We start from the raw sequence: 16790 nt of genomic DNA on the forward strand, positions 1-16790 counted from the left end.
GCATCCTTCGACAAATCATGTCGCAGTCTACCAGGAATAGTTTCTTATCGACAAAAGATGAAGGGGTGGTGCTTTTTTTCACAAGGTGGATCTATCGGAATTTGTCGGAAATTTGTCCTGAAAAGTAGACATGACTACCCTGAGAGTGAGAAAATAGCATATAGAGCTTTAGTAAGAACTAAAAAGGACGGGATTATCATGACAATTCGTTTCGGGGTCATTGGAACAAACTTTATTACAGACCGCTTCGTGCAAGCCGGCTTGGAGAATGAGGACTTTATCCTGACAGCCGTGTACTCCCGCACAATGGAGAAAGGTCAGGCCTTTGCTGCAAAATATGCTGGAGCTACAATTTATACGAATTTGGAAGATATGGTTTCCAGTAAAGATGTCGATGCTATTTACATTGCAAGCCCGAACTCCATGCATGCTGAGCAGGCGATTATGTGCTTAAATCATGGCAAACATGTGCTCTGTGAGAAACCAGCTGCCTCAAACAGTGCGGAGCTTAGAGCAATGATTGAAGCCGCTCAGAACAATGATGTGTTGTTGGTAGAAGCGATGAAATCGACCTTCATGCCGAATTTCGGAGTGATCAGAGACAATTTGTATAAGATTGGTCAAGTACGTCGTTATTTTGCGAGCTATTGTCAATACTCATCGAGATATGACGCCTATAGACAGGGAACGGTATTAAATGCTTTTAACCCAGCCTTCTCTAATGGCTCGTTGATGGATCTTGGTGTTTACTGCCTGTATCCTATGGTAGTGTTGTTCGGGAAACCGAAGTCTGTAAAGGCTGTGGGTCTAATGCTCTCTTCTGGAGTGGATGGAGAAGGAAGTATTGTCATGCAATATGATGATATGGATGCAGTTGTGATGCATTCCAAGATCGCTGATTCCTATTTGCCAGCCGAGATTCAAGGGGAAAGTGGTACAATGGTGATCGATAAGATCAACCAACCCTACCAAGTGAAGATTCATTATCGCGACGGAACCGTCGAGGAGCTTACGCAGCCTCAAGTATTCGAGTCTATGTATTATGAGGTTGAGGAATTTATCAACTTAATTAAGAATGGTGAACGGGAAAGCAGAGTTAATACACATGCGAATTCCTTGGCAGTAGCAGAAGTTATGGAGGAAGCCAGAGCACAGATCGGCCTCCGCTATGCCGCAGATCTATAAATAGAATGGGGAGCAGCACTTGAAGACTTTTAAAAAGGTATACATTGAGATAACAAGCGTCTGCAACCTGGCCTGCAGCTTTTGTCCACCAACCGCCCGAACGAAGAACTTTATGAAGCTCGATACTTTTAATACGATATTAGATGAAATTAAGCCACATAGTAATCATATTTACCTTCACGTAAAAGGTGAGCCATTGCTGCATCCCAAGATTGGTGAGCTGCTGGATGCGGCACATGCCAAAGGGTTCAAGGTCAATATTACTACCAATGGTACGTTAATTCATAAGGCTGGCCCTAAGATTCTCGGCAAACCTGCACTTCGACAGATGAACTTCTCTCTGCATAGCTTTGATGGGCATGAAGGATCTGAGAACCGCGAAGGGTATTTGTCGGAGATTATTTCTTTTGTACGGGAAGCCTCCGCGCAAGGGGTCATTATTTCCTTCCGGCTGTGGAATTTGACGGAGGATAATCTGACCAATCTGGAGAAGAATCGGAACCGTGAGACCCTTGCTGTGCTGGAGGAAGCCTTTAACCTTGATTTCAAGATCGAAGAAAAGGTTGTACCTGGCAGCGGCGTCAAGGTTGCCCCACGGGTATATCTCAATCAGGACCATGAGTTCCGTTGGCCTGCACTGAACGAGCCGGAAGATGACGGAAAAGGGTTCTGTCATGCACTACGCAGCCAAGCGGCAATCCTCGTGGATGGTACCGTTGTACCGTGCTGTCTGGATGGTGAAGGAGTCATTAACCTAGGAAACATTCATGAGACTCCTTTCTCAGAAATCGTAGAGGGTGAGCGAGCGAACAATCTGTTTTACGGGTTCTCTCGTAGAGAGGCAGTAGAAGAGCTGTGCCGCAAGTGCGGATATCGGCAACGGTTCGGAACTTGAGGATTGGAATATAAACAGAATCGGGACATGGCAATTTCATGAATCCTGGTTCTGTTTTTTAATTAACGGGAGTGTATATATAATAATAAGTCTTTATAGTCTCCACTTTGGAGCGAAGGAGGAGTATATGCTGAAATCGTTGGAAGCCATCACCTTATACCGTGAAGGAATACAAGATCATTTGGAGGATAACCTCTGGCTGAAGCTTATTGTCCAAGCCGAGGAGCAGATTGTAAATTTGGAGCGTGTGGAATCTCTGGAGGAGTTGGACCACAGGAATCCCGTGCTGGATTATGTGGAACGCAGTTTGCAGCTGCTAGACCAGCTTCCCCGTTCGATTTGGATCAAAGAGCTTGTGGAAGAAACATTAATCTGGTCAGAAGCAGCTAAGGGTGGCACATTGAAGGAGCGGTTACTTTGGCAGGAGGAAGGCATTAACTGTTTTGTACATAACATTGGCTCCGCACAGTTATACGGGAAACATTTGAGCGGTACGGTCTCTGACAAAAGTGCACTGGTTCATCGGCTTATTGAAACCCATGGACTGATAGGACAGCAAATCCGTGGGGAGGTGCCTCCGGAAGTAAATAAGCCGCTTCGTGATCTTGTGGAGGAACAGTTACTGACTGCCGAGGAACTTGAACGCTTGCTAACCGTACTCAATCATTGCATCATCGGAGCTGTATCCCCCGAGCTATGGCTGAATGTAGAGCATGAAGTGAAACAGCTTATTACTCTGATCGCAACCGGTGAACTTGCTAGTCCAATGCCGATGAAAGAAAGACTGCGCAGAATGCGGCTAGGTCCGATCTCTAGAGGAGAGGATTTCACTACGGAATGGGCAAAGCTGACACAGGAAGGCTTCCATGCGGAACGGTTGGAGTCTTTAAGTAACACTATCTTCTGGTATGTGGAATCTGCAATGCAGACCTTCTCGTTGGAGCAATTTCTGAAGGTGATGTTGCTTGCAGCTCAAAGGGCTCAGAATGAACCCCTACGTCATATCAGCTTCGAGCAGGTTATGAACAGTATTTACTATGACTACAAGGGTGTTAAGAAGATCAATGTTTATAAGAAGCGGATTATAGAAAAATATTTATCGGAGCTTAGATGGGAGGATATCGAAAAAGGGACTTTACCTGATGAGAATCCTCATCTAATGCTTCGTCCATACGCTAAGGAACATCTGCCAGACACGGTGTTTTTTCAGTTTCAATTCTCGGCAGCGGCAGAGAAGCTGATCGAATTCTGTATGGAAGCTGAAAAATCGCCCTTGTATGAACGTGCTGTATTGCTGTTATTCGACTTGTTCGAGCTACGCAGGGACGCCTTCGACCGTTTTCATAATGAAGATACCTACTTAAGTCAAATGAATAATACAGCAGATTATAAGGCTGTGATTCTGGAGCATGTCATTGGGAAAAAAGTGCTGGATATCGGCCCAGGCGGCGGTGTGCTGCTGGATTTACTGGAAGAGAGGATGCCAGAGGTTACCCCTATCGGCATTGATATATCGAGCAATGTAGTGGAAGCTCTGCGGCAGCGCAAGCAACGGGAAGGTCGTCAGTGGGAGGTCCTGCAGGGAGATGCGTTGAACCTTGAAGATTTCGTAGAGGCTGGAACGGTGGGTACGGTAATTTTTTCTTCGATTTTGCATGAGCTATATTCTTATGTACCGCTTAATGGTAAAAAGTTCAATCATGACACCGTCTCGGCCGCTCTGCGAATTGCCTTTGATGTATTGTCAGTGGGCGGGGCTATCATTATCCGTGATGGGATTATGACCGAACCCACAGCATTGCTGCGGAAAGTTCGTTTTCTGGAGGAGGACGGTATGGCGTGGCTGGAGCGTTATGCGAAGGATTTTGCCGGACGTCAGCTTCAGTATCAGAGATTAGGGGAAGAAGAAGTACTCATGCCTGTTAATGATGCCATGGAATTTTTATATACGTATACCTGGGGCGAGGAGGCCTACATTCATGAGGTCCAAGAACAGTTTGGTTATTTTACCCCAACGGAGTTTGCCTCATTTATTGAACAGACTTTAGGAAAGCAGGCGAAGATTGAAGTCTTCCGGCATTACTTGCAAGAAGGTTATACCGAAGCGCTGCGCGATAGAGTAAGGTTCATGGATGAGAGCGGACAGGAAGTGGCCTTGCCAGACAGCACCTGCTTTATCGTGATTCGGAAGGAATAGTTGAAAGATAACATCATCTGCATATAAAAAAGCAATCGGCAACCCCTTTGATGTGGTAGAGGTCCGATTGCTTTTTCTATATAGAGAATTTTGTCTTTGTTAGATTAGTATTTCTAGCTGCGACTTATCAGAATCTTCGGCTAAACGCTGAATTTCTTGGTAGGTGGCTAATTTCTCAGTCCGTTCCTGATCTTTAATTTTATCTCCGGTGTCTTTTATGGTATCGCCTAACGTTTCATTCATTTCCGATATTCTATCTTCGATTTTGGATAACTGCTCACGTTTGGCTGTTGCAGAATGAGTAGAACGAGCTTCATCCGATTCGATTTCCTTGGTCAGAACTCTTGCCTCGCCATGCATCTTAGAATGGGTAGAAGAAACTACCTCCATTTGTGAAACATTTTGGCTTATAGCAACAATCGTATTCAATCTTTCGTTTTGTATCTCTTGCTCGGTTTTAGGTTCATCCGATAGATCTTCTTTTTGAGCTTTTTCTAAGTTCTTTTGTTGCTCTTCAAAGGTGTACTTCGCAATTTGTTGGTCAATCGTTTGGAGCTGTTTATCGAATTCCTTAAGTTGATCTTGAATAGAATCAAGGTTATGTGAGCTTTTGGTGGTTCTTTCAATTAGGCTGTTCTTGCTATCGATGATACTCTGTTTTTGTTTAAGTAGAGAATCAACCATTCCGCTCATTTTAGATTGATTTTGAAAAGCTGCTTTTGCAGATTTGCTTATCGATAAGTGGTCTCCGCTACCACTTGTCTTGCTGTTTGAATTTATGGTTTTATCGTTAGTTTGGTGACTAACAGCTACATTAAGTCTCGTTCCCATAGCAGAGGTCATATTCGTTATATGCATAGCTCATTCTCCTCCTACGACGATAAGATCTATCTATAATATATCGGAAAATCAGCAGGAAGAATTAATAAAGAGAGCCGTTAGCTTCAGAACGACCGATGAATAGAAGTCGAACAATAAGATGTTAATGGGACCCCTTCCTAAACTCCGAAGGCGAGCATTTCATCGCTCTGCGAAACACTTTAATAAAATAGCTCACATTATCAAATCCGACCTCGAATGCGATGTCGGATATTTTTCTGTTGCTTTGTTGCAGTAGATCGGCGGCTTGGCGAATTCGGTAAGAGTTAATGTAATCTACTGGAGTCTTACGGGTCATTTCTTTGAAAAAGCGGCAGAACTGTCCTTCACTCATGGGAATAAGGTCGGAGAGGTCCCGAGTTCGAATCGGCTCCTGATAGTTATCCTGAATATAGAGAATAATCTTCTTAAGTCGATTGATCTTAGTAGTATCAGCGTCATCCAGCTGGCTGCGGTTTACAAAACGATCCTCTGGAGCAATCAGCGAGAGCATGATGAGTAACGTGCCTTTAATAAAAGCTTCAAACCCGGGAGATTGCGCAGCGTAGGCGTCCATCATGCGTTCTAAGTGCCCGAGAAGTTCATGCTGCCATTTCACAGCCGGTGTTAGGTGGCGAGGAAAGCTTTGTCTTTTCTCCTGAAGGGGTAAGATGGTGTTCTGCTGGATCGTATCATATTGGGCACTAGCGAGAAGATCAGGAAGAAACACGAGCGCACAAAATTTGCAGGGCGTATCTTCGTTCAGTACATAGGCAGCGTGAATATCACCAGACTCGATAAATACAGCCTCACCGGCTTTAAGTGGGAAATATTCGGTATCCACCTGAAACAGAATTTCTCCTTCGAGCAGCATAAAAAACTCCGCTTCTTCATGCCAATGGGTATCGAGGACATGTGTTCCAGCCGGTAATTCTATCCAATAAGCTGCAAGCGGAAACATGCTATCGCCATGCACTCTGTTTTCTTTTAGCAAACTCTGGGTTGTACGGTCCATAAATGCCACTCCTTTCGGATAAAACATCAAAATAGTGTTATAAATGAGCTATATAGTATTAGTTTTGTTTATTTTTTATCGGTATAATGCAACTATAAACACCAAATTGAAAGGTGGCAAGTACACAATGAAATTTACTGATGGTCTCTGGCTGGTGCGTGATGGTATCACGATTAACGGTGCAGTTCAAAATTATGTTGTAGAAAAGACTCCAGATGGATTAACAGCAATTACTCAAACAACTCCAATCACAGGGCGTTCAGCGACGCTGAATTCAACCCTGCTTACTGTAAAATTTCATTCCCCGCTTCCAGGTGTGGTAGGGGTTAAGATTATTCATCATGATGGCGTACAAGAACGCGGTCCAGTCTTCGAACTCACGAAAGGTACTGGAGATCACGTTAAGATTGAAGAAAACGATTCCGAGACTGTGCTGATCAGCGGCGGACTGCGTGTAGTGATTCGCAAAGGCCAACAATGGGCTGTGGATTTCTATCGTGGAGACGAGAGAATTACAGGCAGCGGTTTCAAGTCCATGGCTTATATCACGGATCAAGACGGCAACACGTATATGCGTGAAGAGCTGGATCTCGGTGTAGGTGAATTCGTTTACGGTTTGGGCGAGCGTTTTACCGCTTTTGTAAAGAATGGACAGACCGTAGATCTTTGGAACAAAGACGGTGGTACTAGCTCCGAGCAAGCTTATAAGAATGTTCCTTTCTATGTAAGCAGCAAAGGCTATGGCGTATTTGTTAACCATCCTGAGTTGGTTTCTTATGAGATTGCTTCGGAAAAAGTGAAAAAAGCGCAATTCAGCGTAGCTGGAGAGAGCCTAGAATACTTCGTGATTGATGGTCCTACCATCAAAGAAGTTATCAGCAACTATACATCACTTACTGGCAAGCCTGCACTTCCTCCAGCTTGGACATTCGGCCTGTGGCTGACGACTTCTTTCACTACCGACTACGATGAAGCAACCGTAAACTCCTTCGTAGATGGTATGGCAGAGCGCGATCTGCCGCTGAGCGTATTCCACTTCGATTGTTTCTGGATGCGTGAATATCAATGGACCGATTTCCAGTGGGATGAGCGCGTATTCCCTGACCCAGTAGGCATGCTGAAACGCCTGAAAGATAAAGGGTTGAAGATCTGCGTATGGATCAACTCTTATATCGGGCAACGTTCCCGCTTGTTTGAAGAAGGCAAGAAAAATGGTTATCTGCTCAAAAAACCTAATGGTGACGTTTATCAATGTGATTTGTGGCAAGCAGGTATGGCACTGGTGGACTTCACCAACCCTGCGGCTTGTGAATGGTATGCCGGCTACCTGCGTGATTTGGTAGATATGGGCGTAGATAGCTTCAAGACAGACTTCGGCGAGCGTATTCCTACAGATGTAGCTTACTTCGACGGATCTGATCCGATGAAAATGCACAACTACTACACTCAATTGTATAACAAGGTTGTATTTGAAGTGCTAGAAGAGAAGCTTGGTAAAAATGAAGCGGCATTGTTCGCACGTTCTGCAACTGCCGGTGGCCAACAGTTCCCAGTTCACTGGGGCGGTGACTGCTACGCAGATTATGAATCCATGGCAGAGAGCCTTCGCGGTGGATTGTCTCTAGGATTGTCTGGTTTCGGTTTCTGGAGTCATGATATCGGTGGATTTGAGAACACGGCTCCGGCACATGTATTTAAACGCTGGTTGGCGTTTGGACTATTGTCCAGTCACAGCCGTCTGCATGGTAGCACTTCGTACCGTGTGCCTTGGGCTTATGATGATGAAGCTTGTGATGTTACCCGTTTCTTCACCAAACTCAAATGTAGCTTGATGCCTTATCTGTATGATGTAGCAGGACAGGCACATGAACATGGCTGGGCTTCTATGCGGGCTATGGTTATGGAATTCCCGGAAGATCCTACTTGTGAGGTATTGGATCGTCAATACATGTTAGGTGAATCCTTGCTTGTAGCCCCAATCTTCCAAGAAAACGGCGAGGCGAAGTACTACTTGCCGGCTGGTCGCTGGACTCACTTGCTTACTGGTGAAACCGTACAAGGTGGATCATGGCGCAAAGAGAAATATGATTTCTTTAGCCTGCCATTATTCGTTCGCCAGAATTCCTTGCTGGCAATCGGCAGTGTGGATAACAAACCGGATTACGACTATGCGAATGGCGTTAAATTCGGCTTATATTCACTTGAAGATGTCACTACGACTTCTGCAACCGTTCGTGATCTCAAAGGTACTCCTGAATTGACTGTGAAGGCTGACCGTAAAGGCAGTACGGTAACAGTTACTGCGGAAGGTAGCGGTAAAGAATTCTCGCTTTCACTTAAAGATCTGGGAGCTATCGCTTCTGTAGAAGGTGCAGAGCAAGTAGATGAAACTACAGTAAAAGTAAACGCAGGTGCAAAAACCGTATCGTTTACGATTACATTGAAATAAGATTGTTTCTTAAAGCATATTGATATAGCCATTACCTCTCTTGTAAACTGGGTGGACGATCTGTTCCCTTGGTTTATTGGAGAGGTTTTAGTGTTACAATCTTACTGAATAACGGGGGAACGTTATGGATACTAATTTAACAAAGGGAAGTGGAGTATTGAACCAGACGGAATATACCTCAGCAACGGTTCTTTCAACTGCAGCGAATTTTATAATGAATAGGCAAGAACTGTTTACGCATACCTTCCGGACTTATATTCGTTTAAGGGAAAATGGTACGTTGAAGTTAAAGTTCTGGCATAGCAACGCGGTGGATTCTACATGGGATCAAGGGCAAGAAGCTGTAGGCAGTGAACCTGGAGGCGACTGGGTTATCGAGACAGCTTATATCGCTGACGGAGGAACAGAACCAGACGGAACGATAACTGAAAATACACAGCATGCGCTTACCTTTGAGGGCAAAGCCTCAAAAACCGTTGCGGCTGGCGAATGTTTCTGGAGTGATGAGACAAGCATTGTTCTACCGGAGGGGCATTACTTGGCGTTTACGTGGACGATTAAGACACTCACTGCAGGTAAATCGATTCCTTTCAATGTTGAAGGGATGCTGGTTTCAGCTTATGACGCGCCCGGAAATCTTGCCGCACAACAATCAGCGGATGGTTTTACAGCGTCTGATAATCTTTTGGTACTGCCAAGCTTCATTGGGTATAAGAAATCTGTTACCAAGAAACTAATATTCTTGGGGGATTCGATTACTCAAGGTGTGCGGACATTAAAGGATGAGTACGAATATTGGGTCGCGAGAATTGCGGAAGGCCTTGGCACGGATATTGGTGTATGGAATCTTGGCTCTGGCTGGGCTAGAGCTTATGATGTCGCCGCGGATGGTCCATGGCTAAACAAAACTAAGCAAAGTGATGAAGTGATGATCGTACTTGGAGTAAATGATATTGATATTGGTTGCCGTTCGGCGGACGAGCTTCTTGGTGACTTGCAGACCATTATTTCTAAGATCAAGGGGGCAAATGCTGAAGCAAATATTATTCTAAGTACGGTGCCACCGTTCAATTTTCAGGGTGAAAGAGAAGAAACTTGGCGCAAGGTGAATCGTGAGATTTTGTCTAATCCGCCTATAGGTGTGAGCCGGGTGTTTGATATAGCAAGCCTATTGTCATTGCCAGCACCAGACGATCACCGGATCAGACCAGAGTTTATGAGTGGAACAGACGACCCGCATCCGAACGGCATAGCCGGTAAGACGGTTGCGGACGCCTTTTTAAAAATATAAGAAAATATAAGTTTCACGCTATACATTATCTTTATATTTCTACGAGAAACGGTTGTCTTCCATAAAGGAGACAACCGTTTCTCGTAGCGTGGTATTAATTAAATTTAAAACTGGTTTCGATAGTCCTTGGGTGATACACCAACCTGTTTCTTGAATACCTTGCTAAAATACTTCACATCATGAAACCCCACCATTTCGGAAATTTGCGACAGCTTTAGACGAGGGTTCTGCATAAGCAATTTAGCTTTATCTATCCGGACGTTAACGATGAAATCGGAGAAATTAATGCCGTATTCCTGTTTGAATCGGCGTGAAATATATTCGCGGCTAACAAAGAACTTTCCGGCAATCTCCTGCAAGGATAGATCTGAGGCATAATTAAGTTCGATATATTTCACGATATCATGCATAGGATTGCTTTCTTTAGCTTGTTTAGCGGCTATCACTTCTGATATTCGCTCCATCAGATCAAATGACCAGTCACGCCAAGCAAATAAGGAGAACGAGTAACCATTCGTATAAGGAGCTGGGTGAAGCTGGTCGGCCTGTTCTAACTCGGCAAGTGCGCTATCGGCATCAGGACCTAACGTTTCCCGTACCAACTGGGAACGAAATAAGAGTGCATCATTCTTCCACGAGTTTAGAATCTCCGGTGTAACAATTCCGCATCGGCTAAGCTCGTCCACCCAGTGCTGTGCTGCCGCGGACAATACATCAGAGCTTCCGCTGATGACCGCCATTTTCCAATCTTCCTTCACATGTGCGAAGATCGTCGGCGATGCATGTCCTTGAATTTCTGTCTTTGCGGTTTCATTGCGCTCTTTAAACTCTTCGGAGGAAGTAGAAAAATGGCAGTAATCCTCATGAATTAATAAATTTCTACGCTGTAAGGCCTCAGCCACCTCTGCACGCTGATAAGATAATTGCTTAGGCAGGCTGCCGATGCAGCTAATTCCGAAATGCATTCGGACCTGCAAAGTAGAGTAGATACCCTGATTAATTCTCCCTATAAGCTCGAAAACAGACGTTTGGATATCCCATAGAATGATGGCAATCTCCGAAGGACCTCCCCAGTAACGAAAAGCCACACCCTTACGCTGACCTTGCAAAAATTCATTACAAATATTGACGATAGCGTAGTTCAGGAGACCGGTGTCTCCTCCAAAACGGTTAAGTAGGAGATTATTTCCTGTATCTGTCTGCACCAGTATTAGGCGCGAAGAGAGGACGTTGTCCGGGATAATGCCATCGCTTCGCAACCTTCGAAGAGATAATTCCGAGTTGATCGGATCATCGATTAGCGCGGATAGCAGTTTTTCTCCGTAGATGGGCTTGAACTCATTAAGCTGAATGTTCTGCTTCTGTCGTTCGCTACGGTCAGCTTCCTCTGAACGCCAAGCAGCCACTGCCTTAGCGATTGCTACATTGATTGCCTCCGATTCAATGGGCTTAAGGATATAATCAATTCCACCATGACGAACAGTCTGGCGCACGAACTCGAAATCATTATGTCCGCTGACCACAATGAATTTGATGTTGCCGGCAAATTCGTTAACCCATGTCATTAATTCTACGCCATTACCGGATTCCATCATCATGTCCATAATGACCAAGGCTGGTTTCGCTTGCCGAATGATCTCAATAGCTTCATTTCCGTTTCCGGCTTCCAGAATTTCATTGATTTGATGTGCGTCCCAGTCGACAAGAAGTCTAACAGCTTTTCTAACTCTCGCCTCGTCATCAACAATTAACGCCTTCATATCGTCTCACGCTCCGCTATAATGTCTATTTCCAGTCTTACAACCACTCCACCTGCTCTGAGGTTGTCCACCGTCAAGATGGCGCTATCTCCGCATACGAGCTTGAGCCGAGCCAGAACGTTCGGCAGACCAATACCAGATCCAGTAGCTTCCTTGTCTTGCTCTGTATTTCTTAATAAATCTATATCTGTTCTAGTGGAATGTTGAAGCTTCTGCCGCAAAAGATCCAGTTTCGTTGAAGGAATAGCATTTCCGTTGTTTTGAATACAGATTTCCATTCGCTTGTCGCCCAATTTGGCCGCGGTGATCTCAACAAATCCGTCTGAGCGGGAATGGTTAAAACCGTGTTTGAAATAGTTTTCTACAATAGGCTGCAGAATCATCTTAGGCATAAATTTCTCTAAAAGAGCTTCCTCCATATCGTAACGGAAACTGAATTTATTTTCAAAACGTTCCTTCTGTAGTTCGATGTAAGCTTTGACATGATCCAGTTCATCCTTAACCGTGACAATCTTCTCCTCATTGTACATGCTGTAGCGCATCATTTTCGCTAGTGCAGAAAGAAGTGAGTAGATTTGGGGTACTTTAAGCTCCAAGGCAAGCGTACCGATGATCTGCAAGGTGTTGTTAAGGAAATGCGGATTGATTTGCGCTTGCAAAGCCCGCAATTCATTCGTTTTATTAGTTAATTCCAGCTTGTATTCTCTCAGGATCAGATTGTTGATCGTATCCATCATACTGCGAAACCGTTCTGTAACGACACCGATCTCGTCTTTGCCCATGGGGCGGATATCGATATCAAGCTTCCCGGTCTGGACCTGATTCATATAGCGGGTCAACTGCTTAATCGGGGCGGTGATTCGAAAAGAGATTAGGATCGTTAACGTTGTAATTGTAATCAGCAGCAGGACCATCAGTGCTATATTGATCGTTGCCGCCTCATTGGCTTCTCGGAAAAGATAAGATACGGGAATCTGCTTCACCAGCGTCCAATTTAACCCTGGACCTTCGATATTCTGGTAGATAAACATAGCTTTGTCCTCTTCAAAGTATCCTTGTGAGCTTTGCTTGTCCCTGATATTCGTATCGTACCAAGCTGCATTCAGTTTCTTGCCGTATTCTTCACTATTGTCCCCGTAGACAATGTTTCCGTTGCCATCCAGCAGCCAGATTTTCTCCTGCTTCTGATCAGATAACTGACTGATGATGTCGGTTAGAGCCGTTAGCTTGACATCAATCGACAGGTAGCCAAGCGCTTTTGTGGTAGGGACTCTTTCGATTCTTCTGTGTAAGGTAAACACTGGCTCCGGTATAAATTGCGGGATCGGTGCCGTTAGGCCGTAGCTATGACTTAAATGCGTACTCTGTAAGGATACCGCAGAATCGGTAGATATCTTGGAGTCAGGATAAGGTGGAACACCCTGCCAACGTTTTGGTGTATTTTGGGTGAGCAGAGTGGCTTTGCTGTCCTTGACACCGTATAAATAGACCTGAGATATGTCAGGCATAGATGATGAAATGTAATTTAGAGAAGAATAAATTCGTGCATTTGCTAGCATATCCTCGTATCCAGCTTCGAGAGATCTGTAGAATTCTGAATCTGAATAGACGATAAGGGAGAGTCGATTGATTTCCTGAATCAGACTTTCAATGTTTCTAGTACCTTGAAAGAGAAGGTTCGTATTCTCATCTACTGCTCTTGTTCTTAAGGATTGAGTACTAAAGTGGTAGCTTATAAACATCGTGGCCATAATACAAATTAGTGTTGGAAGTAGGATGAAAACGATCATTTTTGTGCGAATCGTGTTCCATTTCATCGAAATTTGTCACATCCGATCAATATTTTACACCTGAAAGATCACTTCCGTAGGTGTGAGGTGCGCTCAAAAAAACAGATAATATGTGTATAAAGCATAAACAAGTAAGTGAGCAAAAGAAAGGGGGGGACAATAAATGCGCGGCACTAAGTTGTCCCAGTTAGGTCAACAGGTATTCTTCGTTGGTCCTGCAGTTTTGTTTTTTACCTTAATAACGATTATCCCATTTATCATGGGGATGTATTACTCCTTCACAGACTGGAACGGTGTATCCGGTAATGTAAGTTGGGTCGGATTTCAAAACTTCACCACTATATTTACGAATGACCCCGACTTCTGGTCTTCCTTTTGGTTTACCGTAAGATTTACTGTGTTAGGTGTAATTTTGACTAATGTGGTAGGGTTTTTCCTAGCTTATCTGTTAACGAAACCATTAAAGACACGTAACATGCTTCGGACGATCTTCTTTATGCCGAACGTTATTGGGGGATTGTTGCTCGGGTTCATCTGGCAATTTATCTTCATCAAAGGGTTCGCAACAATGGGAGAACTCACAGGCTGGTCGTTCTTTAATCTTCCTTGGCTGGGTGATGCAACAACCGGCTTCTGGGCGATTGTAATGGTTTTTGTTTGGCAGTCTTCCGGTTATCTGATGGTTATCTACATCGCTTCTCTCAGTAACGTATCGAAAGAAGTCCTGGAAGCAGCTGATATTGATGGTGCCTCTCGTTGGCAGGTACTACGCAACATTGTAGTTCCATTAATTATGCCTGCTGTAACTATTGGTTTGTTCTTAGCCATTTCTTGGTCCTTCAAAATGTTCGACCTTAACCTTTCCTTAACGAAAGGTGGACCGTTCAAATCTACTGAATCGGTTGCTATGAATATTTACAATGAAGCCTTCCTGAACAATCGTTACGGTCTGGGTACTGCTAAAGCGCTGCTGTTCTTCGTTATCGTGGCGATTATCACCCTGATTCAAGTCCGTATTACGAAGAGCAAGGAGGTAGAAGCTTAATGAACGCCAAGACAAAAAGCAGATGGAATATCGGCGTGGAAGTGTTGATGATTCTTCTGGCCCTGCTCTTCCTGTCTCCATTTTATTTCTTGCTAGCAAACTCAGTGAAATCGTTCGGTGAAATTCTGAGTGATGCTGCAAGCTGGCCACAGACATTTATGTGGTCGAACTATACAAGTGCTTGGAAATTGGCACGTTTCGGTGAAGCTTTCCGAAATTCGGTTATCATAACTGTTATCAGTGTTATTCTAATCTCTCTGTTTAGTGCGATGGCTTCTTATCGTATGGTTCGGGCGAATACGAAATTTAATCAGTTTTTGTTACTGTTGTTCGTAGCCGCAATGGTTGTTCCGTTTCAAACGATCATGATTCCAATCTTGAAAGTTGTAAATGTAATGGGAGTAAACAACTCCTTTCTGGGTTTGATTATCACGAATCTAGGGATCAGTGTTCCAATGGCAATCTTTCTATTCCACGGCTTTATCAAGTCCGTTCCGCTTGAAATTGAAGAGGCGGCTACAGTTGATGGATGTAATCCAATTACCGTATTCTTCCGCATAGTACTTCCTTTGCTGAAGCCAATGGTAATGACAACGATCGTGCTTAATGCACTTGGGATATGGAATGACTATCTGCTGCCTTCCTTGATTCTTCAGGCACCAGAACTTCGGACCATTCCGCTGGCGACCTTCTCCTTCTTTGGTCAATACACCAAACAATGGGATATGGCGCTTCCGGCTCTCGTAATCGGGATTGCTCCAATTATCATTTTCTATCTGTTCATGCAGCGTTACATTGTTGAGGGAATAGCGGCTGGCTCGGTGAAAGGTTAACACCGAGCCCTCCGTTCCAAATATTTCATAAGTAGTCCACTATCTTAAGGGGGAAAATATAATGAATAAGAAACGCTCGGCAGTTGCACTTTCGGCAGTAATGGCTATGAGTTTAGCATTAACAGCATGCGGTGGAGGCAATAACGCTTCTAGTAACTCACAAAATGGAAGCGCTGGCACAGATAAAGGTGAAGTAAAGACGGTTAAGATCTTTCAATTCAAGACTGAAATCGTTGAAGGTCTTAATGAGCTTAAGGTTGAATTTGAAAAAGAACACCCTAACATCAAGCTGGACATTCAAACCGTTGGTGGTGGTGCCGATTACGCTGCAGCACTGAAGACTAAGTTTGCTTCCGGCGACGCGCCTGACATTTTCTCAAATGGTGGATATGCTGAAATGGAGCTTTGGGGAGATAAGATGGAAGATCTGTCCGATCAACCTTGGGTGAAAGATCTGATTCCTATGGCAGCAGAGCCAATGACTAAAGACGGTAAAGTGTACGGTATGCCAATGAACCTTGAAGGAATTGGTTTTGTATATAACAAAGACCTGTTCGAAAAAGCAGGCATCACTGAAACTCCTAAAACATTGTCACAACTAGAAGATGCAGCTAAGAAATTGCAAGCGATTGGCGTAACTCCTTTTGGTAATGCGTATCAAGAATGGTGGCTCCTTGGTAACCAAGGGATCAGCGTAGCATTTGCTCAACAAGATGATGTAAATGGCTTCATTAAGAGCTTGAATGACGGTACGGGTACAATCGTAGGTAACAAAGTGTTTGAAGATTGGAGCAACTTGCTCAACTTGACTTTGAAATACGGACAAAAAAATCCGTTGACTACAGATGCTAACACTCACTTGGCTATGTTTGCTAAAGGTGAAACTGCAATGATGCAAGAAGGTAACTGGGCACAAACCCTTGTTGATAACATTACACCTGACATGAACATCGGTATGTTCCCTATGCCAATCAATGAAGATGCTGCAAAGAATGACAAAATGACTGTAGGTATTCCTGCAAACCTTGTTATCAACAAAGATTCCGGATCTAAAGAAGAAGCTAAAACATTCTTGAACTGGTTGGTAACTTCAGATATGGGTAAAGAGTACATCGTTAAAAAATGGAAATTCATCCCTGCGTTGTCCACCATCGAAGCAACTCCTGAAGATATCGGTAAGCTTGGATCTGACGTATGGAACTATGTAAAAGAAGACAAAGTGTATGGTTTGCAATCCTCTAAATTCCCTGATGGTGTAACTCAAGAATTTGCTAGTGTGATTCAACAGATGATCGCTGGCAAGGTTGATGTGAATGGCTGGATGACAGGCATGCAAGCAGCTTGGGACAAGCTTAAGAAATAAGTGAAGCTCGTTCATAAAGAAGATTAAAATGGACTAGTGGTTAACAAAGGCGTTCTCCGTATACCTCATCATTATGAGACGGGGAGCGCCTTTTATTTTGATGATAACA

General features: G+C 44.1%; 12 protein-coding genes. 8 read left to right on the forward strand and 4 right to left on the reverse strand.

Annotated elements, in window-relative coordinates:
* The first annotated feature begins 198 nt into the window (after positions 1-198).
* From NYE25_RS25290 to NYE25_RS25300, 3 genes are all read left to right on the forward strand, one after another.
* Positions 199-1185 (forward strand): Gfo/Idh/MocA family protein, encoded by a 987-nt coding sequence (locus tag NYE25_RS25290; protein WP_076299094.1) that lies wholly within the window; start codon positions 199-201, stop codon positions 1183-1185.
* A gap of 19 nt (positions 1186-1204) precedes the next feature.
* The gene (locus NYE25_RS25295) at positions 1205-2080 is read left to right on the forward strand and encodes a radical SAM/SPASM domain-containing protein (RefSeq protein WP_042124302.1); all 876 of its coding nucleotides are present in this window, start codon (positions 1205-1207) and stop codon (positions 2078-2080) included.
* Between the two features lie 127 nt (positions 2081-2207).
* Positions 2208-4277: a class I SAM-dependent methyltransferase gene (locus tag NYE25_RS25300; protein ID WP_341147137.1), complete on the forward strand. Its 2070-nt coding sequence runs from the start codon at positions 2208-2210 to the stop codon at positions 4275-4277.
* Between the two features lie 99 nt (positions 4278-4376).
* Here the strand turns inward: NYE25_RS25300 and NYE25_RS25305 are convergent, their stop codons facing one another.
* Together NYE25_RS25305 and NYE25_RS25310 are read right to left on the reverse strand one after the other, a co-directional pair.
* Complete coding sequence (locus tag NYE25_RS25305; protein WP_341147138.1) at positions 4377-5135, reverse strand: hypothetical protein; 759 nt, start codon at positions 5133-5135, stop codon at positions 4377-4379.
* 124 nt (positions 5136-5259) lie between these two features.
* Positions 5260-6150, reverse strand: a complete 891-nt coding sequence (locus NYE25_RS25310; RefSeq protein WP_341147139.1) for an AraC family transcriptional regulator — start codon at positions 6148-6150, stop codon at positions 5260-5262.
* A gap of 127 nt (positions 6151-6277) precedes the next feature.
* Here NYE25_RS25310 and yicI point away from each other — a divergent pair, with 127 nt between their 5' ends.
* Both yicI and NYE25_RS25320 read left to right on the forward strand, forming a co-directional pair.
* Positions 6278-8599 (forward strand): alpha-xylosidase, encoded by a 2322-nt coding sequence (yicI, locus tag NYE25_RS25315; RefSeq protein WP_341147140.1) that lies wholly within the window; start codon positions 6278-6280, stop codon positions 8597-8599.
* Positions 8600-8723: 124 nt separating this feature from the next.
* Positions 8724-9890: an SGNH/GDSL hydrolase family protein gene (locus tag NYE25_RS25320; protein ID WP_341147141.1), complete on the forward strand. Its 1167-nt coding sequence runs from the start codon at positions 8724-8726 to the stop codon at positions 9888-9890.
* A gap of 104 nt (positions 9891-9994) precedes the next feature.
* On the opposite strand, the gene NYE25_RS25325 is transcribed toward NYE25_RS25320, so the two are convergent.
* A complete protein-coding gene (locus tag NYE25_RS25325; RefSeq protein WP_341147142.1) occupies positions 9995-11650 on the reverse strand; it encodes a helix-turn-helix domain-containing protein in 1656 nt (551 codons plus the stop codon).
* Entirely contained in the window at positions 11647-13467 is a 1821-nt protein-coding gene (locus tag NYE25_RS25330) for a cache domain-containing sensor histidine kinase (protein WP_341050164.1), read from the reverse strand. Before NYE25_RS25330 ends, NYE25_RS25325 begins: the two co-directional genes overlap by 4 nt.
* A 136-nt stretch (positions 13468-13603) precedes the next feature.
* On the opposite strand from NYE25_RS25330, the gene NYE25_RS25335 reads away from it, so the two are divergent.
* The 3 genes from NYE25_RS25335 to NYE25_RS25345 all read left to right on the forward strand — a co-directional run bounded on the left by NYE25_RS25335 (position 13604) and on the right by NYE25_RS25345 (position 16681).
* Positions 13604-14485 (forward strand): carbohydrate ABC transporter permease, encoded by an 882-nt coding sequence (locus tag NYE25_RS25335; protein WP_076283845.1) that lies wholly within the window; start codon positions 13604-13606, stop codon positions 14483-14485.
* Entirely contained in the window at positions 14485-15318 is an 834-nt protein-coding gene (locus tag NYE25_RS25340) for a carbohydrate ABC transporter permease (protein ID WP_042185063.1), read from the forward strand. The genes NYE25_RS25335 and NYE25_RS25340 overlap by 1 nt, the downstream gene beginning before the upstream one ends.
* 61 nt (positions 15319-15379) lie before the next feature.
* Positions 15380-16681: an ABC transporter substrate-binding protein gene (locus NYE25_RS25345; RefSeq protein WP_042185065.1), complete on the forward strand. Its 1302-nt coding sequence runs from the start codon at positions 15380-15382 to the stop codon at positions 16679-16681.
* Positions 16682-16790 lie beyond the last annotated feature (109 nt).

It is taken from the genome of Paenibacillus sp. FSL E2-8871 (assembly GCF_038000345.1).
In the GTDB taxonomy this organism is placed as follows: Bacteria; Bacillota; Bacilli; order Paenibacillales; family Paenibacillaceae; genus Paenibacillus_AQ.

Bases quoted from the DNA above. Each gene is read 5' to 3' on its own strand.
- NYE25_RS25290 (WP_076299094.1), top strand. From the start codon at position 199: ATGACAATTCGTTTCGGGGTCATTGGAACAAACTTTATTACAGACCGC.
- NYE25_RS25300 (WP_341147137.1), top strand. From the start codon at position 2,208: ATGCTGAAATCGTTGGAAGCCATCACCTTATACCGTGAAGGAATACAA.
- NYE25_RS25305 (WP_341147138.1), bottom strand. From the start codon at position 5,135: ATGCATATAACGAATATGACCTCTGCTATGGGAACGAGACTTAATGTA.
- NYE25_RS25310 (WP_341147139.1), bottom strand. From the start codon at position 6,150: ATGGACCGTACAACCCAGAGTTTGCTAAAAGAAAACAGAGTGCATGGC.
- yicI (WP_341147140.1), top strand. From the start codon at position 6,278: ATGAAATTTACTGATGGTCTCTGGCTGGTGCGTGATGGTATCACGATT.
- NYE25_RS25320 (WP_341147141.1), top strand. From the start codon at position 8,724: ATGGATACTAATTTAACAAAGGGAAGTGGAGTATTGAACCAGACGGAA.
- NYE25_RS25325 (WP_341147142.1), bottom strand. From the start codon at position 11,650: ATGAAGGCGTTAATTGTTGATGACGAGGCGAGAGTTAGAAAAGCTGTT.
- NYE25_RS25330 (WP_341050164.1), bottom strand. From the start codon at position 13,467: ATGAAATGGAACACGATTCGCACAAAAATGATCGTTTTCATCCTACTT.
- NYE25_RS25335 (WP_076283845.1), top strand. From the start codon at position 13,604: ATGCGCGGCACTAAGTTGTCCCAGTTAGGTCAACAGGTATTCTTCGTT.
- NYE25_RS25340 (WP_042185063.1), top strand. From the start codon at position 14,485: ATGAACGCCAAGACAAAAAGCAGATGGAATATCGGCGTGGAAGTGTTG.
- NYE25_RS25345 (WP_042185065.1), top strand. From the start codon at position 15,380: ATGAATAAGAAACGCTCGGCAGTTGCACTTTCGGCAGTAATGGCTATG.